At 61.5% G+C, this 24,864-nt stretch carries 19 protein-coding genes; 7 read left to right on the top strand and 12 right to left on the bottom strand.

What is annotated here, in order from left to right; translation table 11 throughout:
* Positions 1–272: 272 nt before the first annotated feature.
* A complete protein-coding gene (locus DOM56_RS11235) occupies positions 273–917 on the bottom strand; it encodes a TetR family transcriptional regulator C-terminal domain-containing protein (RefSeq protein WP_110708830.1) in 645 nt (214 codons plus the stop codon).
* A 272-nt stretch (positions 918–1,189) separates the two neighbouring features.
* On the opposite strand from DOM56_RS11235, the gene xdhA reads away from it, so the two are divergent.
* From xdhA to guaD, 4 genes are read left to right on the top strand one after another with little or no spacing between them, the layout of a single operon-like run.
* Positions 1,190–2,653 (top strand): xanthine dehydrogenase small subunit, encoded by a 1,464-nt coding sequence (gene xdhA / locus DOM56_RS11230; protein ID WP_110708829.1) that lies wholly within the window; start codon positions 1,190–1,192, stop codon positions 2,651–2,653.
* Complete coding sequence (gene xdhB / locus DOM56_RS11225) at positions 2,637–5,120, top strand: xanthine dehydrogenase molybdopterin binding subunit (protein WP_110708828.1); 2,484 nt, start codon at positions 2,637–2,639, stop codon at positions 5,118–5,120. The genes xdhA and xdhB overlap by 17 nt, the downstream gene beginning before the upstream one ends.
* Positions 5,117–6,073 (top strand): xanthine dehydrogenase accessory protein XdhC, encoded by a 957-nt coding sequence (xdhC, locus tag DOM56_RS11220; RefSeq protein WP_110708827.1) that lies wholly within the window; start codon positions 5,117–5,119, stop codon positions 6,071–6,073. Before xdhB ends, xdhC begins: the two co-directional genes overlap by 4 nt.
* A 2-nt stretch (positions 6,074–6,075) precedes the next feature.
* Positions 6,076–7,401 carry a guanine deaminase gene (gene guaD, locus DOM56_RS11215; RefSeq protein ID WP_110709346.1) on the top strand — a complete coding sequence of 442 codons (1,326 nt, stop codon included), beginning with the start codon at positions 6,076–6,078 and terminating at the stop codon, positions 7,399–7,401.
* A 6-nt stretch (positions 7,402–7,407) separates the two neighbouring features.
* Here guaD and DOM56_RS11210 read toward each other — a convergent pair whose 3' ends face one another.
* Together DOM56_RS11210 and DOM56_RS11205 are read right to left on the bottom strand one after the other, a co-directional pair.
* Positions 7,408–8,343 carry a hydroxymethylglutaryl-CoA lyase gene (locus DOM56_RS11210; protein WP_110708826.1) on the bottom strand — a complete coding sequence of 312 codons (936 nt, stop codon included), beginning with the start codon at positions 8,341–8,343 and terminating at the stop codon, positions 7,408–7,410.
* The gene (locus DOM56_RS11205) at positions 8,343–9,560 is read right to left on the bottom strand and encodes a CoA transferase (protein WP_110600421.1); all 1,218 of its coding nucleotides are present in this window, start codon (positions 9,558–9,560) and stop codon (positions 8,343–8,345) included. The genes DOM56_RS11210 and DOM56_RS11205 overlap by 1 nt, the downstream gene beginning before the upstream one ends.
* Positions 9,561–9,746: 186 nt before the next feature.
* Between DOM56_RS11205 and DOM56_RS11200 the strand changes: the two genes are divergently transcribed.
* From DOM56_RS11200 to DOM56_RS11190, 3 genes are all read left to right on the top strand, one after another.
* Entirely contained in the window at positions 9,747–10,694 is a 948-nt protein-coding gene (locus DOM56_RS11200; RefSeq protein ID WP_110708825.1) for a LysR family transcriptional regulator, read from the top strand.
* 163 nt (positions 10,695–10,857) lie between these two features.
* The gene (locus DOM56_RS11195; RefSeq protein WP_110708824.1) at positions 10,858–11,844 is read left to right on the top strand and encodes a tripartite tricarboxylate transporter substrate-binding protein; all 987 of its coding nucleotides are present in this window, start codon (positions 10,858–10,860) and stop codon (positions 11,842–11,844) included.
* 163 nt (positions 11,845–12,007) lie between these two features.
* Positions 12,008–13,393, top strand: a complete 1,386-nt coding sequence (locus DOM56_RS11190; protein ID WP_232822260.1) for a mechanosensitive ion channel domain-containing protein — start codon at positions 12,008–12,010, stop codon at positions 13,391–13,393.
* Here DOM56_RS11190 and DOM56_RS11185 read toward each other — a convergent pair whose 3' ends face one another.
* The 9 genes from DOM56_RS11185 to DOM56_RS11150 form a co-directional block, all read right to left on the bottom strand.
* On the bottom strand, positions 13,394–14,800 hold the full coding sequence (locus DOM56_RS11185) for a mannose-1-phosphate guanylyltransferase/mannose-6-phosphate isomerase (RefSeq protein ID WP_110708823.1): 1,407 nt from the start codon (positions 14,798–14,800) through the stop codon (positions 13,394–13,396).
* Positions 14,801–14,849: 49 nt separating this feature from the next.
* The gene (locus DOM56_RS11180; RefSeq protein ID WP_110708822.1) at positions 14,850–16,205 is read right to left on the bottom strand and encodes a UDP-glucose/GDP-mannose dehydrogenase family protein; all 1,356 of its coding nucleotides are present in this window, start codon (positions 16,203–16,205) and stop codon (positions 14,850–14,852) included.
* 91 nt (positions 16,206–16,296) lie between these two features.
* Positions 16,297–17,577, bottom strand: a complete 1,281-nt coding sequence (locus DOM56_RS11175; protein WP_232822259.1) for an O-antigen ligase family protein — start codon at positions 17,575–17,577, stop codon at positions 16,297–16,299.
* Between the two features lie 142 nt (positions 17,578–17,719).
* Positions 17,720–19,117, bottom strand: coding sequence for an undecaprenyl-phosphate glucose phosphotransferase (locus tag DOM56_RS11170; RefSeq protein WP_232822258.1), 1,398 nt, complete (start codon positions 19,115–19,117; stop codon positions 17,720–17,722).
* A gap of 94 nt (positions 19,118–19,211) precedes the next feature.
* Complete coding sequence (locus tag DOM56_RS11165; protein ID WP_110708820.1) at positions 19,212–20,336, bottom strand: glycosyltransferase family 4 protein; 1,125 nt, start codon at positions 20,334–20,336, stop codon at positions 19,212–19,214.
* Between the two features lie 60 nt (positions 20,337–20,396).
* A complete protein-coding gene (locus DOM56_RS11160; RefSeq protein ID WP_110708819.1) occupies positions 20,397–21,401 on the bottom strand; it encodes a glycosyltransferase family 1 protein in 1,005 nt (334 codons plus the stop codon).
* Positions 21,394–22,749 carry a hypothetical protein gene (locus DOM56_RS19695; RefSeq protein ID WP_157958214.1) on the bottom strand — a complete coding sequence of 452 codons (1,356 nt, stop codon included), beginning with the start codon at positions 22,747–22,749 and terminating at the stop codon, positions 21,394–21,396. The genes DOM56_RS11160 and DOM56_RS19695 overlap by 8 nt, the downstream gene beginning before the upstream one ends.
* Positions 22,742–23,593, bottom strand: coding sequence for a glycosyltransferase family 2 protein (locus DOM56_RS11155; protein WP_110708818.1), 852 nt, complete (start codon positions 23,591–23,593; stop codon positions 22,742–22,744). Before DOM56_RS11155 ends, DOM56_RS19695 begins: the two co-directional genes overlap by 8 nt.
* Positions 23,584–24,810, bottom strand: a complete 1,227-nt coding sequence (locus DOM56_RS11150) for an oligosaccharide flippase family protein (RefSeq protein WP_110708817.1) — start codon at positions 24,808–24,810, stop codon at positions 23,584–23,586. Before DOM56_RS11150 ends, DOM56_RS11155 begins: the two co-directional genes overlap by 10 nt.
* Positions 24,811–24,864: the final 54 nt, after the last annotated feature.

Below are 24,864 nucleotides of genomic sequence, written 5' to 3'. Positions count from 1 at the left end.
CATATACACTGCCCATGGCAGGATGCCGCTGCCGCAAGGAAGCCCCTTCAAGGACGATGCGACGACGCACGGAACGCGATAGGGACAGCATCCAGGGATCGACAGCAGAGCAACAGGACGTTGCCGGCCCTCAAGGTTGAGACTCGACAGGAAGTTGAGTGCGAAAGGACTCGCTTCCGTCATCGGGTCGCACGCCGAAACGGTCAGCCGACCTCTACCAACCCCCTCCCGCTTCGACGCCGCGTGGCTTTCCAGCCCGGTTCATCATCGACCTAGACCGCACCATCACGCCTTCGGACACCACACCCCTTGATGATCACCTGGCACAGAAAATCGCCAGCCGACTGAAAGTCTCTTTCGCTGAGTTTCTCACGATGCGTGATCCCCACGATCTGGGTCTCGAAGTCGGCGTAGTGCTGGGTCGCCGACCAGATCAGAAAGATCAGCCAGACGGGATCCACCGGGTCCATCAATCCGCGCTCCGCCCAGTGGCGGAAGACCTCGGCGCGGGCTTCCACCCACTCCCGCATCTCACCGAATAGCGACTCCTTCAGGAACGGTGCCCCCTGCAGTATCTCGTTGGCGAAGAGGCGCGAGCTTCTGGGATGGGTCTGGCTCAGCCGCATCTTGCTGCGAATGAACGCCTCCAGCACCTCCGCCGGATCGTCATCGACGCTGATATCGCTCAGCATCGCGTTCCAGCGCCACATCGTACGCTCGAGCAGGGTGATATAGAGGCGGCGCTTGCTGCCGACATAGTAGAGGACGTTGGACTTGGGGATCCCGGCAGCCGCGGCGATCGCCTGGATGCTGGCGCCCCGATAGCCGTGTCGGGCGAAGACGCTCTCCGCCGCCTCGAAGATCCGCTGCTCGTTACGTTCCCGGGCCGTGGCTTCGGGAAGATCGTGATTATCCACCTGAACTCCTTTTACCCATCAATCAGACTGAAAGCGCCCGCTGCCGTGCCAGGCTGCCACGCCCCTGGCGCGCCTATCAGTGGCTTCCGATGCCGATGCTATGCTGAATCATGAGGGTTGTCTGCCGGAGGACCCATTTCGGCCCCGGCGGAGAGCACTTGCCATCATGGCCGGAATCGAAGACGCTATACGAAGCTGACCGATCGGTCAGGATTTATCCTGCAAGGTTGCCGGCAGACGGCACCCCGCACAATGACAACGGCAGGCTCCCCATGATCGAATTCTTCCTCAACGGCCAGCATCGGCGGCTGGCCGCCGCGCCCGACACGAGCATACTCGAGCTGTTGCGAGGCCCTCTCGCGCAGCATGGCACCAAGGAAGGTTGCGCCTCCGGAGATTGCGGCGCGTGCACTGTCGCCATCGCCCGCCCCGACCACGAAGGCGCGATGGCCTATCACACCTTGAATGCCTGCATCACCCCGGCTCATCAGTTGCAGGGCGCCCACCTGGTGACCGTCGAGGGCCTGGCTCGGGGCGATGCGCTGCATCCGGCCCAGGCATCGATGGTGGCGTGCCATGGAAGTCAATGCGGGTTCTGCACCCCCGGCATCGTGATGTCGCTGTTCGCGCTGCACGAACAGCAGCGAGCGCTCCCCCGGCAAGAACTGGACGACCACCGCCTGGAAGCGGCACTCGGCGGCAATCTGTGCCGCTGCACGGGCTACCGCCCGATACGCGACGCCGCCCGTAGCATGGGTGAACGCACCGACACTCGCCCCCCCTGGGCGGAGGACCCCGCCTTCGAGCAGGTGGTTCGCGATCTCTCCCCGACCGTGGCCGGCGAGGACCAGACTGGCTATCTCACGCCGACCACGCTCGCCGAGCTCATCGCCACCATGCAGCGCCATCCCGAGGCCAGGCTGGTCGCCGGCGCCACCGACCTCTGGCTCGAGATCACCCAGCGGCTCGCGCGGTTCGACGCCGTGATCGATCTGCGCCAGGTCGAGGAGCTCCGCCGGATCGAGGAAGTCGCGGACGGCTGGTGGGTGGGTGCGGCGGTCACCTACCGCGAGTGGGAGCCGCTGCTGAAAACCCATTACCCCGCTTTCGCGCATCTTCTGACCCGGCTGGGTTCGGAGCAGATCCGCAATCGGGCCACCGTCGGCGGCAATATCGCCAACGCGTCCCCCATCGGCGATACGCCGCCCGTGCTGCTGACGCTGGACGCGATCTTGCGTCTCGCCGGACCGCACGGGATTCGGGAGATCCCGCTAGAGTCGTTCTTCCTCGACTACAAGCAGACCGCTCTCGCTCCCGGCGAGTGTATCGCCGCCATCTTCCTCCCCAGGCCGGGCGACGGCCACGAACAGCGCGTCTGGAAGCTCTCCAAGCGGCGCGAGGACGACATCTCGACGCTGCTGGGCGCTTTCCGTTGGCAACTGCAGGACGGCACGCTGCGGGACGTGCGCGTCGCCTACGGGGGGATGGCGGCGATCCCGCTGAGAGTCACTGCCGTGGAGGCCGCGCTGGAGGGCAAGGCCCCCGACGAGGAGAGCTTCGGCGCCGCCAGGCGGGCACTCCACCAGTCGCTCACGCCAATGAGCGACGCCCGTGGCTCCCGCGACTACCGCGCCACCGCCGCGGCCAACCTGCTCGAACGCTGGCGACTGACACTCGCCCATGCGGGCCTGGAAGAACCGACCCAGGAGGTGACACTCGATGCGTACGCTGACTGAAAAACGATACCGATCGGCGCGCGTCGCTTCCGAAGCCGTGCCGGAAGCCCTGGCCGAGGCCGACCGGGGGAAAGGCGCCGAGATCGGCCGGCTCGAAGGCGACGAGCCGGTTGCCCGCGACACCGTCAGCCCACGGCCGACCCGGGACACTGCCGGTCACGCCCAGGCTCACGAGAGCGCCATCAAGCATGTCACCGGACGCGCCCGCTACATCGACGACCTGCCGGCACCCGGCAATACGCTGCACGCCATGGTGGGACTGAGCGACGTGGCCCATGGCCGGGTGATCCGCCTCGACCTCGATGCGGTGCGGGCGATGCCCGGCGTGGTCGACGTGATCACGACGCAGCACATTCCCGGGCATCGCGATATCGGGCCGGTGTTCCCGGGCGACCCCATGTTTGCCGACGAGGAAGTCAGCTATGTCGGCCAGCCGCTGTTCGCCGTGGCCGCCACCAGCTATCTCGAGGCGCGCCGCGCGGTAAAGGCGGCAGTGGTGGAGATCGAGCCGCTGCCGCCCCGCTTCGACCCGGTCGCCGCCGCCGAGGCCGGCGAATTCGTACGCCCCACCCACCGGCAGGTCAGCGGGGATTGGGAGCAGGCGCTCGAGCACGCCCCCCACGTGCTCGAAGCCGCGCAGTTCGTCGGCGGCCAGGAACACTTCTACCTCGAGGGTCAGGCCTGCCTGGTCGTGCCCAGCGAGGATGAGGGCGTCATCGTCCATACCTCCAACCAGCACCCCAGCGAGACCCAGAAGCTGGTCGCCGAGGTGCTGGATATCCCGTTCCATGCGGTGACGGTGGAGAATCGACGCATGGGTGGCGGTTTCGGCGGCAAGGAGACCCAGGCCGCGCCCTGGGCATGCGTCGCGGCATTGCTGGCGAGGCGAACCGGCCGCGCCGTTCGCATGCGCCTGCCCCGCGGCGACGATACCCGCGCTACCGGCAAGCGCCATCCGTTCCACAATCGCTACCGGCTGGGTTTCGACGATGACGGTGTGATCCTCGGCGGCGACATCACCCTGATCGGCGACTGCGGTCACTCGCCGGATCTCTCCGAAGCGGTGGTCGACCGCGCCATGTTCCACGCCGATAACGCTTACTCGCTGGGGGCCGCGCGCGTGACCGGCCATCGGGCGCGTACTCATACTGCCTCGAACACGGCGTTTCGCGGTTTCGGTGGCCCCCAGGGAATGATGATCGCCGAACTGGCGATGGACGACATCGCCCGCCATGTCGGCCAGGACCCGTTGACCGTGCGCAAGCGCAATCTCTATCGCAGCGGTCGCGACACCACCCACTACGGCCAGCAGGTCGACCAGCATCCGCTGATGGTGGAGATCATCGAGCGGCTGGAACGCAGCAGCGACTACTGGCAGCGCCGCGACGAGATCACCGCGTTCAACCGCGAAAGTGCCGTGATCAAGCGCGGCCTGGCGCTGACACCGGTCAAGTTCGGCATCTCCTTCACCGCCAAGCACCTCAACCAGGCGGGCGCCCTGCTTCACGTCTACACCGACGGCAGCGTAATGATCAATCATGGCGGCACCGAGATGGGCCAGGGTCTGCACACCAAGATCTGCCAGGTGGTCGCCCGCGAACTGGGGCTCGATTTCGACTCGGTACGCATCAGCGCCACCCGCACCGACAAGGTCCCCAACACCTCGCCCACCGCGGCCTCCAGCGGTGCCGATCTCAACGGCATGGCCGCCCGTGACGCCGCCGCACAGATCCGCCAGCGTCTGCTCGACTTCGCCGCCGAGCACTATCGCCTGGACCGCGAGGGGCTGCGTCTCGTCGACGGCGAACTGGTCTCCGGCGTCGGCGACGTGCATCAGCGGGTGGCGTGGGGGGACCTGGTCCAGGCGGCCTATCTCGGTCGCATCTCGCTATCGGCGACCGGGTTCTACGCCACGCCCCTGATCCACTACGATCGCGACACCGGCCAGGGCCGGCCGTTCTACTACTTTGCCTACGGCGCCGCGGTCAGCGAGGTCCGTATCGACACCCTGAGCGGGGAGTATCGGGTCGAGCGCGTCGATATCCTTCACGATGTCGGCGACTCGCTCAATCCGGCCATCGATCTGGGTCAGGTCGAGGGCGGTTTCATTCAGGGCATGGGCTGGCTGACCAGCGAGGAACTGAAGTGGAACGACGACGGCCGGCTGCTGACCGACGGCCCCGCCACCTACAAGATCCCGACCTTCGGCGACCTGCCACCCATCTTCAATGTCGAGCTGCTCGAGGGCCATCCCAACTCCCAGGCCAGCATCTATCGCTCCAAGGCCGTGGGCGAACCACCATTCATGCTCGGCATCTCGGTCTGGTCGGCGCTGCGCGATGCACTCTCGAGCCTGACCGGCTACCGCGCCAGTCCGTCGCTGGATACTCCTGCCACGCCGGAGCGGGTACTAATGGCAGCCGAGGCGCTACGCGCCGCGCAGGCGAACGCCGGGGACCCACGATGAGCGTCGACGAGGCTTGCGAAGCTGGGGACCACCACGAAAGCTGGCACGCCGCGCTCCATCGCCTGCAGGAGCGCGGCGTCCCTCACGTGCTCGCCAGCGTCGTCGGCGCTGCCGGCTCGACCCCTCGGGAGCCCGGCGCCAAGCTGGTGATCACTCCGACGGCGGTCATCGATACGCTGGGCGGCGGCCATTTCGAGCAGCAGGTGATCGAGATCGCCCGGCGGCATCTGGCGGCAACCCCCGTGGCGGCAGGCACCCATCTCGAGGCGTTTGCGCTGGGCGGCCGCTCCGGGCAGTGCTGTGGCGGGTTCGTGCATGTCCTGATCGAGGTCTTCGCCGGCGCCGAAAGCCATCTGACGCTGTTCGGTGCCGGCCATGTCGGTCAGGCCCTGGTCGAACTGCTCGCGCCACTGCCCTGGCGCATCGACTGGTACGACAGCCGCGCGGGGGCGTTTCCGCCCCGGCCCTCACACGACCGCTACCCCGACCGAATCCGCCCCTTGACGCTGGCGGCGAATGCCGAAGGCGTGGCACGGGCCGTGGCGGCCATCCCCCCGAATACGCACGTGCTGGTGATGACCCACGACCACGCCCAGGACCGGGATCTTGTCGCCGCCCTGTTATCCCGAACGAACTCGGGCGATGGGGCGTTGCGCTCCATCGGCATGATCGGCTCGAACAGCAAATGGGCCAGCTTTCGCTCGCGCCTGGCCGCCGCCGGATTCGATGGCGCCGCTCTGGCGCGGATTCGCTGTCCCATCGGCCTGGTCTCCACCGCCAGCAAGCGCCCCCGCGAGATCGCGATCAGCGTTGCCGCCGAACTGCTGGCCGATCAACGCCCGCCGGGAGGCGCACCGGCACAACGAGGCGCGGCGCCGGAGCGACTTCGTTCCGCCTTTGCAGGCGCCGAGCCGACCGACACCGCCCATTCAAGAGATTCCGCCAGAGAATGACCATGACAAATCATCAACGTCTGCTTCGCGGCCCGCTGTTCACCTGCCTCGACGATCCCGGCGAGGATGCCGTGCCCTTGACCGGCACCACCCGCTATCTCGAGGACGGCGCGATCTGGATCGTCGACGGCCACATTCACGCCGTCGAACCCTTCGAGGGGCTCGCCGATCGACTACCGGCCGGGATCGAGATCGTCGACTACCGCGACAAGCTGATGATGCCCGGCTTCATCGACAGCCACGTTCACTACGTTCAGCTCGATATCATGGCGTCCTATGGCCGCGAGCTGCTCGATTGGCTCAACGACTACACCTTTCCCGCCGAATGCCGGTTCGCCGACGCCGGACACGCCCAGGCCGGGGCCGAACGGTTCCTCGACGAGATGCTGCGGGTCGGCACCACCACCGCGCAGGTATTCTGTTCCTCCCATCCGGTCTCGGTGGACAGCTTTTTCGCGGCGGCCCAGCGTCGACAGTTGCGCATGATCGCCGGCAAGGTGCTGATGGATCGCCATGCGCCGGAGGCCTTGACCGACGACACCCTCGGCGGCGTTCGCGACAGCGAGCGGCTGATCGCCGACTGGCATGGACGCGACCGTCTCGACTACACCCTGACCCCACGCTTCGCCCCGACCTCGACCCGCGAGCAGCTCGACGCCGTGGGTGGCGTGCTGCGCAATGCCCCCGATCTCTACCTGCAGACCCACCTGTCGGAGAATCGCGGCGAGATCGCCTGGGTCGCCGAGCTGTTCCCGGAAAGTCGTGACTATCTCGATGTCTACGAGCGTCATGGACTCGTCGGCCCGCGCAGCACCTTCGCCCATGGCATTCATCTCGACGCGGAGCAGCGCCGGCGGCTGGCGCAGGGTGGCGCCAACATCGCCTTCTGCCCGACCTCGAACCTGTTCCTCGGCAGTGGGCTGATGGACCGCCTGGCCTGCCGCGACGCCGGGCTGGCTACCTCGCTGGCCAGCGATGTCGGCGGCGGCACCTCGCTGTCCGGCCTCGGCACGCTGCAGGGGGCGTATCAGGTGGGGGCGCTGCTGGGCCAGCCGCTGACCGGTTGGCAGGGGTTCTACCGGCTCACGCTGGGCAACGCCCGGGCGCTGCACCTCGATGACAAGATCGGCAGCCTGCAGCCGGGGTTCGAGGCGGATATCGCCGTTCTCGACCCCGAGTCCACCCCGCTGATGGCGCGCCGGCTATCCCAGGCAACGACCCTGTCCGAACGCCTGTTCGCACTGATGACGCTGGGCGACGACCGTACGGTGGCGGCGACCTGGGCCAATGGCCGCCTGGCTCACCAGCGCGACGCGGCAGCGGCCTGACGACGCTCAGCCGTTGGCCTTCTCCGGCAGCGGATAGCGGCGATCCGAGGTGCCGGCCTTGACCACCTGACCCGGCACGTCGTGGCCGATCATCGCCGGCAGCAACTCGGCGGCGGCGATCAGCCGGTCGAGGTCGACGCCGGTCTCCACGCCCATCTGCTCGAACATGTGGACCAGGTCCTCGGTGCAGACATTGCCCGTGGCCCCCGGCGCGTAGGGACAGCCGCCCAGGCCACCCAGCGCGGCATCGAAGCGCGTGATCCCGCTCTGCCACGCGACCAGGGCGTTGGCCAGCCCCATCCCGCGGGTATTGTGGACGTGGAGCGTCACCGGCAGCCACGGCCAGCGGCTCAACGTCTCGCGGCTCAGATCGGCGACCTGGCGCGGATTGGCCATCCCGGTGGTGTCACAGAGGGTGATCCCCTGGACGCCCAGCGCCAGCAGCTTCTCGGTGATCGACAGCACCCGCTTGAACGGCACCTCGCCCTCGAACGGGCAGCCGAATGCCGTCGAGATCGAGGCGTTGACGAAGACGTCGCTTCCCTTGGTGATCTCCAGAATGTTGGCAAAGCGCTCCAGCGACTGTTCCGCGGTCATGCGAAGGTTGGCTCGGCCGTGGCTGTCGCTGGCGGACAGCACCAGATTGATTTCGTCGACCCCGCAGGCGAGCGCGCGCTCGGCCCCCTTCTCGTTGGGAACCAGGACCACGTATTCGACCCCCGGCACTCGCTCGATACCGCGCATCACCTCCTCGGCATCACGCAGGTTGGGAATCGCCTTGGGCGAGGTGAACGAGGTCGCCTCGATCTTCGCCAGCCCGGTACGGGAGAGCGCGTCGATCAGCCGAATCTTCTCCTCCGTGGGAACGAACCGCGATTCGATCTGGAGACCGTCTCGCGGCGCCACGTCGTTAACGGTGATGGACTGTGTCGGCGTCGTCATTAGATCACTCCTCGTTCGCGCATCTTCGCCTGGGTCTCGCGGTCGATGCCGAGCTCGTCGAGCACGTCCCGAGTGTGCTGGCCAAGTGCCGGGCCGCCGCCCTGGATACGGCCCGGCGTCCGGCTCAGCTTGGGTAACACGCCAGGTACCTTGAGCGACTCGCCATCGCCCAGCCGAATGGTCTCGATCATCTCCCGGGCCAGATAGTGCGGATCGCTGACGATATCCCTGGCGGTATACGGATAACCCACCGGTACGTGAGCGCTCTCCAGCACGTCGAGCACGTAGTCGCGACGGTGGCGTCGGGTCCAGTCGGCGATGGCCCCATCGATCAGCTCGGCGTGTCGACTGCGGCCATCGTTGTGGGCGAAGCGCGGGTCATCGGCAAGGTCCTGGCGACCGATCGCCGTCATCAGGCGCTTGAAGATGCTGTCGCCGTTACCGGCGATCAGCACGTACTCGTCGCTATCGCCATCGCCCGACGCGCAGGGGTAGGCATTGGAGGGCGTGATCCCCGGCAGGGCGCTGCCGCTGGGTTCGCGGATCACCTCGGCACCGTCGTACTCGGGAATCAGGCTCTCCATCATCGCGAAGACCGACTCGTAGAGCGCCACATCGATGTACTGCCCCCGGCCACTGCGATGGCGCTCCTGCAAGGCCAGCAGGGCGCCGATGATGCCGTAGAGCGCCGACAGCGAATCGCCGATGCTGATGCCGACCCGCACCGAGGGCTGGTCGGGATGCCCCGAGAGATAGCGCAGCCCGCCCATCGCCTCGCCGATGACGCCGAAACCCGGTCGGTCGCGATAGGGGCCGGTCTGTCCGTAACCGGAGATACGCACCATGATCAGGCCGGGGTTACGTTCGCTCAGGGTTTCCCAGCCCAGCCCCCACTTCTCCAGCGTGCCGGGGCGAAAGTTCTCGATCACGATGTCCGCCTCGTCGACCAGCCGACGCACGATCTCCTGCCCCTCTGCCGAGCGCAGATCCAGCGCCAGCGATCGCTTGTTGCGGGTCTGCACGTGCCACCACAGCGAGGTGTCGTCCTTCAGCACGCGCCACTTGCGCAACGGATCACCCGTGCCCGGCGGTTCGATCTTGATCACGTCCGCGCCAAATTCGCCGAGCAGCTTGCTGGCAAAGGGCCCCGCGATCAGTTGACCCAGCTCCACCACCTTGAGTCCCGCTAGCGCCTGCGCGTCGTCGCTGGCCGCCATATCGCTCTCCTCCGTCACGTACACCGGCACCGCCTCGCTCGAACCGCTGCCGCCATGATCGTTTATCGATAGCGGCAGAGTGACCCAGCACTCGGGCTGCCACAATTAGGCGATCGTCAAGCTAGGCTTCGTCCATGGCGAACGCTAGAGTGGCCGCAAACTCGTCGCCAAACGGACACCCTCACCATGAAGCGGCTCGACTTCATCACACTCAAGCTGTTCGTCGCCATCGCCGACCTGCGAAGCCTGACCCGCGCCGCCGAACGGGAGCACCTGGCCCTGGCAGCGGTGAGCAAGCGCATCAGCGATCTCGAGACCCAGCTCTCGACCACCCTGCTCTATCGGCGCCCGCGCGGCGTCGAGCTGACCCCCGCCGGCCATGCGCTGCTCCACCATGCCCGCCACATGCTGGACAGCCTCGACCACCTCAACGCCGATCTCAGCGAGTACAGCGTGGGAATCCGCGGGCATGTGCGGCTGCACGCCAACACCTCCGCGGTGATCGAGTTCCTGCCCGACGACCTGAGCGACTTCACCTGGCGCTATCCGCAGATTCGCATCGACATGCAGGAACGCCTGAGTCACGAGATCATCACGGCCGTCCGCGACGGCCTTACCGACATCGGCATCTTCTCCGCGCACATCCCCGCCGACGGCCTCTCGATCCAGCCCTACCGCCGGGACCGACTGGTGCTGGTCACCGCCCGGGACCATCCACTGGCGAACCGACAGCGGCTGGCGTTCGCCGAGACCCTGGATCACGACTTCATCGGGCTGGAGCAGGACTCGTCACTCCACGCCCTGCTGCACCAGGATTCCCAGAGGCTGTCCCGGCCACTGCGGATGCGCATCCAGGTACGCAGCTTCGAGGGCATCTGCCGCATGATCGACCGGGGCATGGGAATCGGCATCCTGCCCGCCCGGGCCGTCGCCGCCTATCGGGAGAGCCTATCCCTGGCGACGGTCCCGCTGATCGACGAGTGGGCGGAGCGCGAGCTGGTCATCGGCGTCCGCGACCTGGACGCACTGCCGCTGATCGCCCGCCAGATGGTAGACCATCTGGTCGGCGCGGGGACCCGAGAGCTCGAAGCCAGCGAGACGCGACCCGGCGCGGTCGCTGCGACGAAGGTGTAAACCCTTCGAAAAGCACGAAGCCTTGCTTGCCCAGAAACCAATTTTTCCCGTCGGCGACCCTCGCTACAGTCCTCTACCGTCTGCTGTCGTCCCCTCCCGGTGACAAGGCACAGCAGACAGGTCTCCCATGCCAATCGATAACAAGACGAAGAGGAACGCGCCAATGATCAAGCCTCAACTCAAGACGCTCATCGTGGGCGGTCTGCTCTGGAGCGTCGCCAGTGCCTCCCAGGCTTTCGAGCAGAGCGGAAAGGTGGACTGCATTGCTCCCGCCAATCCCGGTGGCGGCTGGGACTTCACCTGCCGCTCCGTGGGGCGAGTGCTCAGCGACCTCGACCTGGTCGATGGCAACGTGCAGACCATCAACATGCCAGGCGCCAGTGGCGGTGTCGGTTTCTCCCACGTGGTCCAGAAACGTGCCGGTCAGGAGAACGTGATCGTCGCCGCCAGCACCGTGACCACGACCGGCCTGGCCCGCGGCCAGTTTCCCGGGATGGATGCCAGCATGGTCAACTGGATCGGGACGCTGGGCGCGGACTATGGTGTCATCGCCGTTGCCGCCGATTCGCCCTACCAATCGCTCTCCGACGTCATGCAAGCGCTGAAGGAGAATCCCAGGGCGCTGACCTTCACCGGCGGCACCGCGACCGGCGGCTGGGATCACCTCAAGCTGTTGATGGCGGCCGATGCCGCGGGCGTCGACGATCTGGCGCGCATCCCCTACCTCGGTTACAACGGCGGCGGCGAGGCGGTGACCCAGACCCTGGGAGGCCACGTCGATGCCTTCACCGGCGACATCTCGGAAGTGATCAGCTTCATCGAGTCCGGTGACCTGCGCCCCCTGGCGATCCTCTCCGAGGAGCGCCTGCCCGGCAAGCTGCAGGAGTGGCCGACGGCGCGTGAGCAGGGAATCGATACCATCGCCCCCAACTGGCGTGGTTTCTACATGCCGGCAGAGGTTTCCGACGACGCCTACGCCTGGTGGGTCGACACTATCGACACGCTCTACAGCAGCGATGAGTGGAAAAGCGTCATGACGCAGAACGGGCTGATGCCGTTCGAGATGCATGGCAAAGCCTTCACGACGTTCGTCAACGATCAGATCGCCCAGATCGACGATATCTCGCGCCAGATCGGGCTCTCCCGATAACCCGCCGCATATCCGGCGCTGGCGGGCATCGCCCCGCGAGCGCCGCTCGCCGTATCGCCGATCCAATGAAGGCCCTGCCGGAGAAAAGTGTCCCACCCGACGAAAGTTGTAGCCAGAGCGCCTAAGCTGGAGGAAGTCGACAACAGCAACAACAGGCTCCTCCATGAAGGCATCAGTCATCGATACGACGATGGCGGCGTGGCTCGATGCGCTGCCATTCTGGCTCACGGCGGCGATCATCGTCGTCGTCACCATCGCCGCCCATGCTCTGCTCAAGTATGTGCACTTCCGGCTGCGAAGACTCGGCGATAGCCGCCACTCCCTGCTCGGCACCACCGCCAAGGCCGTCCATCCGCCGTTGGTGGGCGTACTCTGGGTCTACGGACTCTTCGGCGCGGCCCACTTCCTGGTTCCGATCGGCGTCGAGGGCCACGCGCTGATCATGACGGTGGCGCACTTCTGTGCCGCCTTGCTTGGCGTCTGGCTGTTGATTCGGCTATGCCGACGACTGGTCGCCACCATGGATCGCTGGGGGGATTCTCGGACTTCGATACTGGAACGTTTCCTGGTGCCGTTCATGGCGCGCTGCCTGGCCGCGCTGATCCCGATCTTCGTGCTGTTTTCGCTTTTCCCGGTTTTCATCACCTCGGCCCGCCTCGACGCGGCGCTGCACGACCTCACCAGCCTGATACTGATCGGCAGCATCGCCGGCGTGCTGGTTCACGGGATCAACATCAGCGAGCGGGCATTGAGCGAGCGCTACAAGTTCGATGACGAGGATGCGGTCGCGCGCAAGGTGCACACGCAGATCACCGTGCTGCGAAAACTGATCAATTTCGTCATCGTCATTCTGGCACTCGCCTCGATGCTGATGGTGTTCGAGAAAGTCCGTCAACTGGGCGCCAGTATCCTCGCCTCCGCCGGGATCCTGGGTGTGGTGCTGGGTTTCGCGGCGCAGAAGGTACTGGGCAACCTGATCGCCGGCATCCAGATCGCCCTCACCCAGCCGATCCAGTTGAACGACTCGGTCATCGTCGAGGGCGAGTGGGGCTGGGTAGAAGAGTTGACGCTCACCTACGCGGTGGTGAGGACCTGGGACTGGCGCCGGGTCGTGTTGCCGATCACCTATTTCGTCGACCACCCCTTCGAGAACTGGACCCGCCGCGACAAGGATCTGATCGGCGTCGTCATTCTCTACGTCGACTACCACCTGCCGATGGAGCCGCTGCGGGCCGAGTGTCAGCGAATCGCCGAGGCCTCGCCATTCTGGACCGGGCGCGTCTGCAAGGTGCAGATGCTGGAGATGACCGAGCGCAACAAGCAGCTGCGTGTGCTGATCAGCAGCAGCGGCGGCCCCAATACCTTCGATCTACGCTGCGAGATCCGGGAAGGCCTGATCGACTTCATCTGCGCAAACTATCCCGAGTATCTGCCGACCCTGCGTCTGGACGTTCCCCAGCGCGATGGCGGCAGTACGCCGCCGGACTCGGCGACGACGAGAGCCGCGGAGGCCGACGACCAGGGCAGCAGGATCGGGCCGGCCCAGTGATCACTCCCGGCGGTAGACGTCGTCGAAGCGCTCGATGTCGTCCTCGCCGAGGTAGCTGCCGCTCTGGACTTCGATCAGTTCCAGCTCGATCTTGCCAGGGTTCTCAAGACGATGGAGCACCCCCAGCGGGATGTAGGTCGACTGGTTCTCCTCCAGCAGGAAGGTCTCCTCGCCCCGCGTTACCCGTGCCGTACCGCGCACCACGATCCAGTGCTCGGCGCGATGGAAATGCTTCTGGAGCGATAGCCGGCCGCCCGGCCGCACGCTGATCTGCTTGACCTGGTATCGCTCGGCGGCGTGCACGCCGTCGTAGCTGCCCCAAGGACGGTGGACCCGGCGATGCTGATCCCATTCGGTGCGATCCTGGCGCTTGAGCGTCTCGGCAACGCGCTTGACCGCCTGCGAGGCGTCGCGATGCGCCACCATCACCGCATCCGGCGTCTCGACGATCATCAGGTCCCTGACGCCGATCGCCGCCACCAGTCGGCTTTCGCTATGGATCAGGCTCCCGCTCACGCCGTCGACGATCACATCCCCACGCAGCGCGTTGTCATCCTCGTCCTTGGCAGAGATTTCCCACAGCGACTGCCAGGAGCCGACATCCGACCAACCGGCATCCAGTGCCACCACGCTGGCATCCGGGGCGTCCTCCATCACGGCATAATCGATCGACTCGGCCTCGCAGGCGCTGAAGGCATCCACGCCCACCCTGAGGAAATCGAGATCGACCTGGCGTGCGTCCCAGGCCGACTTCACGGCCGCGAGCATGGCCGGCCGCTGGCGCTCCAGGGCTTGCAGGTAGCGATCCGCCCGCATCAGGAACATGCCGCTGTTCCAGAGATAGCGGCCGCTAGCGAGGTAGGAGTGCGCGGTCTCTGCATCCGGTTTCTCGACGAAGCGCCGGATCGGCACCGCGCTATCGGCGCTAGGGGCGTCAGCGGCCTCGATATAGCCGTAACCGGTTTCCGCCCGCGCCGGGGACACGCCGAACGTCACCAGCCTGCCCTGCTCCGCCGCCGCCCGCGCCGGCGCGATCGCCGCGATCAGCGCCTGCGGGTCGGCCACCGCGTGATCGGCCGGCAATACCAGCATCAGCGCATCGTCATCCCGGCCAATGGCCTGTAACGCCGCCAGGGCAATCGCCGGTGCGGTGTTGCGCAGCGCCGGCTCGAGCAGGATATCGCCGGTCACACCCGCCTCGCGCAGCTGCTCGGCCACCAAAAAACGATGCGCATCCTGGCAGACGACGATCGGCGCCGCCGGCGACAGCGAATCGAACCGCGCCAGTGTCTCTACCAGCATGCTGCGACGCCCAGTAATGGGCAGAAACTGTTTGGGGTGACTCGCGCGGGACATCGGCCACAGACGCGTGCCGGCACCGCCGGCCAACACCACGGGTATGAGCATTCCGGCCTCTCCTTCGCGCTCGCTTGTCGGGTTAGGCATGGTCAGGCGCTCAGTGCGCCGGACGGCCGCTGATACGTAGCGAATCACCGCGACCCACCGCAAAATAGAGCAGGCCGGCGGCACGCACCTGCTCGGGCTCGAACAGGTTGCGGCCGTCCACGATGACCGGGGTCCGCAGCGTGCGCTGAAGATGGCCAAAATCCACCGTCCGGAAGGATTTCCATTCGGTGCAGATCACCAGCGCATCCGCTTCCTGCAGCGCTTCGTCGCGCCCCCCGACCAGCGTCAGATCGGCGCGCTCGCCGTAAATACGTCGACACTCCTCCATGGCTTCCGGGTCGTACGCCCGAACCTTGGCGCCAGCGGCCCAGAGCGCTTCCATCAGGTGGCGACTCGGGGCTGCGCGCATGTCATCGGTATTGGGCTTGAACGCCAGCCCCCAGACTGCCACCGTCTTGCCATCCAGTTGACCATCGAAAGCCTGGCCGAGCTTGTCGAACAGGGTCGACTTCTGGCGGTCGTTGACCGCCTCGACGGCATTGAGCAACTGCGGATCGTAGCCGATCTGGCTGGCGGTCCGCGCCAGCGCCTGCACGTCCTTCGGAAAGCAGGAGCCGCCATAACCGCAACCGGGGTAGATGAAGTGATAGCCGATTCGCGGATCGCTGCCGATCCCTCGGCGGACCTGCTCGATATCCGCGCCCAACCGCTCGGCGAGGTTCGCGATCTCGTTCATGAAACTGATCTTGGTCGCCAGCATCGCATTGGCGGCGTACTTGGTCAGCTCCGCGCTGCGCACGTCCATGAACATCAGTTTCTCGACGCGCCGGTTATAGGGCGCGTAGCACTCGCGCATCAGTGTTTTGACCCGCTCCGAGTCGGTGCCCACAACAATACGTGCGCCGTGAGTGAAATCCTCGATGGCAGCCCCTTCCTTCAGAAACTCCGGATTCGAGCAGACATCGAAGTCGAGCGCGACGCCGCGCTCGCCCAGGGTCCCACTGATCGCCTCGTGAACCCGATCCGCGGTACCGACAGGCACCGTGGACTTGTCGACCACGACCTTGTACTCCTCCATGTGCTGACCGATGGTCTTGGCCACCGCCAGCACGTACTGCAGGTCGGCACTGCCATCCTCGTCCGGCGGCGTGCCCACGGCGATGAACTGCAGCGTGCCGAACGCCACCGCTTCCGCGGCGTCGGTGGTGAACAGCAGCCGCTGCTGGCCGACGTTCTCGGTGACCAGCGTTTCCAGCCCGGGTTCGTAGATCGGAATCTCGCCCTGCTTGAGCCGGGCGACCTTCTGTTCATCGATATCCATGCACATGACGTCATGGCCCGCATCGGCCAGACAGGCTCCGGTGACCAAGCCGACATATCCGGTACCGAAAATCGTGATTCGCATTGCTGTTCCTTCAACCATCGGATGAAAAAAGCGCGAGCCGCCACACCATCTTTCTGCCTACGCGTCGCACTCGCCACTATACGATTGTGGCCTATGGTAATCGGTTTTCGACGGCGCGGCTCGGGTCGGCGGGTGAACGCCAGTAAAGCGTGACCAGCCCTCCCACGATCAGATTGTGGACATAGATGCCGGTCCAGAACGAGAGGTAGGACTCGAACTGATTGACGATCAGCCAATAGCAGAAGAACGCCACCGCGAACAGCGCCACGTCGTTGGGCATGTCGCCCCGCGACCAGGCCCGCCAAGTGATGGTTCCGACCCAGGCTATCAATCCGATCATGCAGGCGAGCCCCAGGAAGCCGTAATTGACCAGCGTCTCCAACAGGAAATTGTGCAGATGCCCGAAGTGGGTTTTCACGAACTCCGGCAACCAGGGCGTGTGCTCGATCACCAGCTCGCGCCCGTTGCTGCCCCAACCGATCCAGGGCCGTTCGCTGATCCACTGGGTGGCCGCGACCCAGGAGTGGATGCGAATGCCGATGCTGCTGTAGGGCAACGTATCCAGTCGCCCCGACAGTAACTGCGCGATGATCTCGTCTTCCGCCAACGCTCGGTCGGTCAGCACATGGCCGAATAGCATCGTGACGACCGTACCTGCCAGAATCAGCCCTGCGCCGATGCCCACGGTCAGCCGATTCAGCAGCCGGACCCGATAGCGTTTCTTGGCGTAAATCCCGAGCACGAACAAGATGACGACCAAGGAGAGTAGCAGCGCCAACCAGACGGCCCGAGTCTGGCCGAACAGAATACCCACCAGCACCATCAGGGTCATCCCGGCCCAGACGCCCGCGCGGCCCAGGCGAAACCCACCCGACCAGCAGAACCGCCGGGCAAAGATACAGAGCCCCAACAGCGCGACACCGAACAGCATCGAGGCATGCTGATTGTTCTGGATACCGAACCCGACGCGCTCCCCCTGCAAGCCGAGGACCCATGATTCACGCCCCTCGGGATAAGCGACCGTCGTCAGCAGAAAAGCTACCAGCGCGAGCCCCCACACCCAGAAGAGATGGCGCAGGCTTCCTCTCAACCACCAGGCGATGGCGATGAAGATGAACAGCTTTGCCATTCTTTCCGTATCGGGGTTGGGCCTGGCCCATTGCGGATGATCGGCGATGGCGAGCCACCAACTGACAATCTGAATCAGGCAGATCGCCACCAGTAGGACCAGTGCCCCGCTTTTGCGCCGCCAACCTCCGAACACCAGCAACGAAGCCAGACCCAGGAACGCCATGTAAGGCTCGATGACGTCCTTCAGCGAATGCGCAGCGATTCCCAGGGCGGCATAGACCAGCACCAATGAAAAGCCCAACCACCATATCCCCCTAGGGCAGTACCAACCCATCCCTTTCCCTCATATTTTCCATTTGAAAAAGAAAACGCCGCAGTGGCGGCGTCAAAAACTCACCCATCTCGAAACGACCCTTCACGGGTATCGTGCCGCTAACTAGGCCTCAATAGGCGTGGGGATTCGTGAATCCCCGAAAGAACGTCAGCAGAATGATTTTCAGATCGAGCCACAGCGACCAGTTCTCGATATACCAGAGATCGCACTCGATCCGCTTGTTGAGATCCGTGTCGCCACGCCAGCCGTTGATCTGGGCCCATCCGGTAATGCCGGCCTTGACCATGTGCTTCTGCATGTAGCCCGGTATCTCGTGCTTGAAGCGCTCGACGAAGATCGTGCGCTCCGGCCGCGGGCCTACGATGGACATGTCCCCACGAAGCACGTTGATGAACTGCGGCAGCTCATCGAGACTGGTCCGCCGCAGGAAGGCTCCGAAGCGGGTCGTCGACTTGTTCCTCGCCCCGCCCCAATCCACACCGGATTGCTCGGTATCGACATGCATGGAGCGGAACTTCAGCATCCAGAAAGGTCGCCCGTTCCAACTGACACGCTCCTGCCGATAGAAGATCGGACCCCGGGAGCTGGCCCTCACGCCCAAGGCCAGGACCAGGAGCAGGGGCGCAACCGTCACCAGGATCAGACTGGACAACACCACGTCCAGTATGCGCTTCTTCATTCGTCGCCAGCCCGTCATCGGCGAACAGCACACGTCGATGAGATGCTGCCCGGCAATGACCGATGTGCTGTGATTGATCAGGCGCAGATCCGACAGGTTCGGCATCAGGCGGATATTGGCAGTGACCGTATCCAGCGCGTCGATGATGCGATGCGCATCATTCCCGCGTGACAGCGGCAGACATACCCAGACTTCGTCCTCCTCGACCGTGATGCGTCGTCCGAACTCGTAGTTATCGACAACGCCCTGGTATTTCTTGAGCCGCCGGCGGAAGCCGTAATCCAGGACCAGAACCCGAGCGACATCGAACCCCTGTCCGGGGTCCCGGCGCAGCGCGTAGAAAGCGTTGCGACACGACGAAGCGTCGCCGATCAACAATACCTTGCGCTGGTTGCGGCCATGCTTGCGCAGCCGGGTGATCAACGGATAGGCGATCCCACGCGCGCTTGTGGAGAGCGCGAAGGCCAGCAGCATCCACCCCAGCAGCCAGATGCGCGAGTAGTCGAACAGTTGGAACGCGAACATCACGACGGCAAGTGCCACGCCCCAGGCCAGATAGCCCCCAAGGAGCTTGGCGACCATGGCCAGCCAGCGACGCCCCCGCCAGGAGCGGTAGAGCCCGAACAGCGGGAACAGCCAAAGCTGGATGAGACCGCCCACCAGGAGCGCCCACTGGTATCGCTCATAATGGACGACCACGCTATCGAATCGCCACGCATAGGCGGCCCACCCGGCCAGCAGCACGGCACAGAAATCCGCCCCGCGAGACAGCAGGGCCATCAACCAGTCGTGACCTCGGGGCCGCGACCGCTCTTCTGCAGGCGACATCATCTTCTCCCAATCCTCACGCTTCCGATGAGGACAACGCCCATCGGCCAGTCGCCGCCACTGGTGGCCGGCAGCCAGAACTCGGCCGCCGAGCCTAGAACCCCCGTTTCCGCTTCAAGGCGTCCCAACGCTCCAGAACGAATGCCTCCATCTCCCGATCGAATCGTTCACGCGAGAAACTCTCGGCGTGCTGCCGGATTTCGGAGGCGCCGAATGATACTCCTTTTGTCTCGAAATTTTCGACTGCTTCACGGATTGATTCCGGTGTCTGGCGATCGAAGTGGAAGCCCGTCTTGCCATGCTGAACGGTTTCCAGCGCGCCACCACGAGCATAGGCAATCACCGGCGTGCCGCAGGCCTGGGCCTCGATCGGAATGATGCCGAAATCCTCTTCGGCGGCGAACACGAAAGCCTTGGCGCGCTGCAGGTAGCCACGGAGCTCCGAAAAGGGCTGATGACCGAGAAAAGTGATATTGGGCGTCAGCATTCGCCGAATCTTGTCCTCCTGGTCGCCCTCCCCGATCACCACGAGCTGGCGATCCGGCATCCGGGAAAAAGCCTCTACCACCAGGTCGATGCGCTTGTAGGGGACCAGGCGTGACGCAGCCAGATAGAAAGACTCCTTCTCGGACACCAGCGAAAAATCATTGACGGCGACATTCGGATAGATGACATCGGCATCGCGGCCATAGACCTTGCGGATCCGCCGACCTATATAGCGGGAATTGGCGATGAAATGGTCGACGCCATGCGCGGTGCGTACGTCCCAGATACGAAACCGGTGCAGCAGATAGCGCGCGAGCCACCCTTTCAGGCCGCGGCCCATGCCAGACTCGTTCAGATACTGGTGTTGAAAATCCCATGCGTAACGAATGGGAGTATGGCAATAGCATATATGAAGCTGATCCGGCCCGGTGAGCACCCCCTTGGCCACTGCATGCGAGCTCGATATCACGACATCGTAGGCGGACAGGTCGAACTGCTCCACGGCCAGCGGCATCAGCGGCAGGTATTTCTGATAATGCTTCAACGCGCCAGGCAGCCGGGCGATGAACGACTCCGTCACCCGGGCCTTTTCGAACCCGGTTCCCTTGAACGCTTCGCGATTGAAGACACAGGTAAAGACATCGGCTTGAGGGAACAGCCCCAGAATGGCTTCCTCGACCTTCTCGGAACCGGCGTACGAGACGAGCCAGTCCGATATCAGCGCAACTTTCATTGGGAACTCTCTTAGACTGGCTATTTAATTTCGCGCAGTGAGCGCTTCCTGATCATCTTACTAATTACTCTCAGATAAAACCGAACGCACACGTCCCGCGACTTGATCCCAACTAAACGATTTCGCCCTTTCGAGCCCTGCTTTTCTCAAACGGGCACGTAATGATGCATCACTTTCAAGACGTTCGATACCATTCTGTATCTCAGAAACAGAGTACGGGTCGACCAGATAGGCAGCATCACCGGCAATTTCAGGTAAAGAAGTCACATTCGACGTGAGTACAGGTGTACCACAAGCCATTGCTTCAACAACAGGAAGACCGAAACCTTCGTACAAAGATGGGAAAAGCAAAGCAATAGCAGAACGATAGAACTTAGCGAGACCCACATCACTAGCACGCCCAATAAACTTCACGCGCGAGCTTAAGTGAAGACGGTCGATATGCTCATCCATATCCGGGGACCGATCGCCCGACATCAACAGCATTATTCTCTCTGAAATACGAGCTTTGGAGAAAGCCTCAAGAAGGCGAATTTCATTTTTGTGTGGCTTACGATTACTAACGCAAAAAAAGTAAGGAGTTTCAGAAACAGTCATATCAGCATCAGACGATTCTTTAAAAACATCAGAAACACCGTTGCCGACATTCACCACTCGTGTAGGACTAGCACCACTCCAATCAATGATTCTCTGCCTAGAAAATTCAGAAACAGTCAAAACACAGAAAGCTTGACGACAAGCAGGCCTCAAAACATAAGAATAATATAGACGCTTTAACCTACTGCTGCCAGCAATCGCATCAATGTGGTTAAGATCATGCACAGTGATCACGCTACGAGAACGTCCAAAAAGTGGTGCATTGTACCCGGGAGTGAACAAGCGTCTCTCAGAGTTAAAGCACAGCCAAACCCCCGTTTTTAACGGATCAAAGGCATCGCTTGGACTACCCTTAAATTGAGCATCCTCCAGACCACTTACACGTTGACCGATTTCTTTGGCAAACCTTCCAATACCATGATCACCACACCACCGCTCATCGAAAGCATAACCTCGAAGTTCATTCATTTCCCAATCCAAAATCTTTATGACGATCCAGCATACCAAAAAAGCATCCGACCATCACCCAGAATAGTGAATAACTTACACGTCCGGCGAACGAAGAATTAATAAAACCTCCAAGCAGCGAGTAACCCAAATAAGAAACAAGAGTCACCCCTAACACACCAAGAAAAGCGTACTCATTTTCTCGCACCACTTTGGAAAAAACACCGCATCGATAAGCATTCAATAACGCCAAAATCAACATAAAAAGTATGACAAACAACCAACCCACGAAAAGCAGCGCATTGATAGCCCCCAATTCTATGGCAAACTGGAACCAAAGCCCGTCACTTATAATACTGTTACTCGCACTGATCCCTTGACTCCCCCAGCCAGTCCATTCATGATCGCCTAGAATATATCTCACCGCCTCTCGGGTTTCGAGAGCATGTGTTTCGTTGGAACCTTGAGAATGAGTACTAGAAGGACGAAACCGATCGAATACTAAAGAGGATGAACTCTGAGACTGGGCCAGTGCTTTATCCGGCGCTCCCACGCCGAAGCCATTATAGTAGTTAAGGGCAATCATTAGGAGGCCCGATGATAGAACAAAGATTATAAGCCTCCGCCAACAAATCTTCCCCGAAGCGAACAACCACCACAGAACAAATAAAATAGCCACACTCAAGGACATAGCTATAGTATAACGAGACATTGCCACGTATATGGCAGAAGCGGTCAAAAGAGAAGTCAAACCTGCCAAACCACTCCCCAGTAGCAAAAAGCACTGGAATGCAAGAACAAACATCAAAAACATAAGACAAGAGAAAAAAATCGAATTACCAACCCAGGCCGTAGGTCTTACCCAACCTAGGCTCCAGAAACTAAGCAACTCCTCACCGTGCAACACCTGCCACCCGCTTGGTACACTCATACCCAATAAAAACTGAAACAACCCCACTGCCGCCAACAGCCCACCCAGTATCAATAATAGACGAAAGAATTGAGCAGGATAGCGGCGACATAGCACGTAGGCTCCCATCGCTGAGACAGGAAGAAAGAAAAAAGAAAGCGTTGCCTTGAACGCTACTATTGGTTCCCTACTGAAACCTAGTTGATAGTAGCCTCCCAGGATAAATCCGCATGCAATCAACAACATCATGCGACGTCCTGCCACCCCTCTGACAATTGAAGGAAAGTCTGACAAGCCCAAACCCAAGCTCAATAGCGCCGCAAAAAAAACCAAATAGGTGCCGACATTGATGCCATCGCCCCCAATAGCATAAAAATAGATATTGGAAACAGCTCCACTGAAGCACATTAGGGATATAAGAGTCCAGTAAAGCCACCACACGCCGACACGATCAACCATTTCTAAAGTCTCTTAGCCTTTTAACGAACCCTGAAAAAAAGCCTAAAAATCTCATGGTGTAACGACGACTCTCATTAATCTTCCAAAGATTATAGACACAGACACCCGCAACACTTTTCATCAAAAATTCAACCACATGCCGCACAACAAAAAACTTCTTCCAATGCTTTACGGCCAGCGCTCCTGTCCCTTCAGCGTAGCTAAAATAACGATGAGCAGGAGCCTCTTTTTTCGCCGGATGGCGAAAAGCAGTCTTTGCCATATAAAACATAGCCTTTTGCGCGGCAATGGCGCGAATCACCAGATCTTTTCCTTCCTCTGCACCATAACGGCTGCCAACGCCTAGATTTGGATCGTAGCCGCCGAGCTCCCTGAGATGATCTGCTATCCAGACCTGAGAAAACTCCAGAGTTACAGAATGAAAATTATACTTATCTATGGGCGCGTCCTTTTCAGGAAAAGGTAGCATGCAGGGAAAATCTCTAGCCATCTCAAAAACCCTAAGGCTCACCATAGAAGCAGAAGGGTGAAGCAAAAAACTGGACTTAATAATTTCTATGAAATTCGGCTCTATGACTGCATCATCATCACAAAAATTAACATAGTAGCCAGAAGCCAATGATAGCCCTAAGTTTCTTGCAATCGAGACTCCCTTTTTATCGGTGTGGTGAACTGAAATTTTCTCGAGCAATGCCGGTGGAATACTTTTATCCAAAAAACCTTTGGGGTTTTGATCCACAACAATTACTTCCACCCCTGAGTCGAGAAACGGCTCAACACTTTTTAGCATCTGAATGAGCTCAATGCCTCGGCCAATAGTGGGTATAACGACGCTCAAAAACATTGGTGTCTAACCAACCTATTCTTGACAATAATAGAATAACCAACAATGAGCAAAACTTCGCACACCAACGCTGCAACAACTGCGCCCACCACACCAAACAGTGAGATCAATAGAATATTTAAAAACAGACTGGCACCGCCTGCACCTATTTGTATCAAGGCACGCTGACGTTGTAGACCCGCACCTGTCATCGCCTCCCCTAAAAGATAGTGGCCTATCTGTAGTAATGGTAAAGGAGCAAGAAGCTGAATCAAAAAGATTGCGGGTTTGTATTCACCCCCCAACACCCAAGGGGCAAATGGCGCAAGCAACGCGATTCCCGCTGAGGCGACGATACCGTAGACCAGAAGCGGCATAGCGACGCTTCGGCTGACTGCCAATGCGGGCTTCAAACCTGCGCGCCCCGCTTTGAAATAGCGTGGATAAGTGGCTTGAAATATAGCCATCATTGGCAGCAGCCCCATCTGGATAACACGATAGGCTGCAGAATACACCCCTAGGTCGCTGAGGCCCCCTAATCGAGACAATACTATCTTGTCGATATTAGCGTTGACAGCCTGGCTACCGCCCGACAACGAGAAGTAAATACCCCGCCTGATTTCACGTGGATAAAAAACGAAATATTGGCACTTGATAGCATACTTTCTTGTCATCTTTTGAAGATTGTAAATAGCTACTAACAATGTCAGCCCAAAATTTCCGACGGCCCAGATCACTAGAGTCAAATGGTCCGACAGAAATAGACATGCAGCGAGCAACAGCCTTCCAACACTGATAGATAGATAAGCAAATGCGCCACTTCGCAGATTCTCCATCGACTGCCACGCATGCGTCGCCAAGTCGAGCAATCGGTAGGCAACCAACTCTGTCAACAGAATCAAAGCCACGGCGACAATAGATGTCGTATACATACTTGAAATAAATGGAGACAGCACCGCAGCCGCCCCTAGCCCCATAAATATGGTGCTGACCAACGGAGTCCAGAAGTAGACAGGCAGTAGACGGGGACAACGCGAAACTCGCATTACCATGGTGTTGTGTGTGCCTAGCCCCGAAAAAGGATAGAGCAGTTGCGATATCGAGAATATGGCCATATAAAGACCAAAATCATGAACCCCAAATCCTCTCGCTAACAGTACGAATAGGCCAGCCTGTGTGATAACTTTCCCGCCTTGAGCCAAGAGCGACCAACCACTATTTTTTAGCAGCTTAGACATAAACTAGAGACCGGCCTTAGCAAGCATACAGGAAAGAACCCCCAAAACAGACGC

Source organism: Salinicola sp. CR57, assembly GCF_003206585.1.
Classification (GTDB): domain Bacteria; phylum Pseudomonadota; class Gammaproteobacteria; order Pseudomonadales; family Halomonadaceae; genus Salinicola; species Salinicola lusitanus.
The sequence above is the reverse complement of the archived record's forward strand: the minus strand, read 5'-3'. Positions and strand labels throughout refer to the sequence as shown.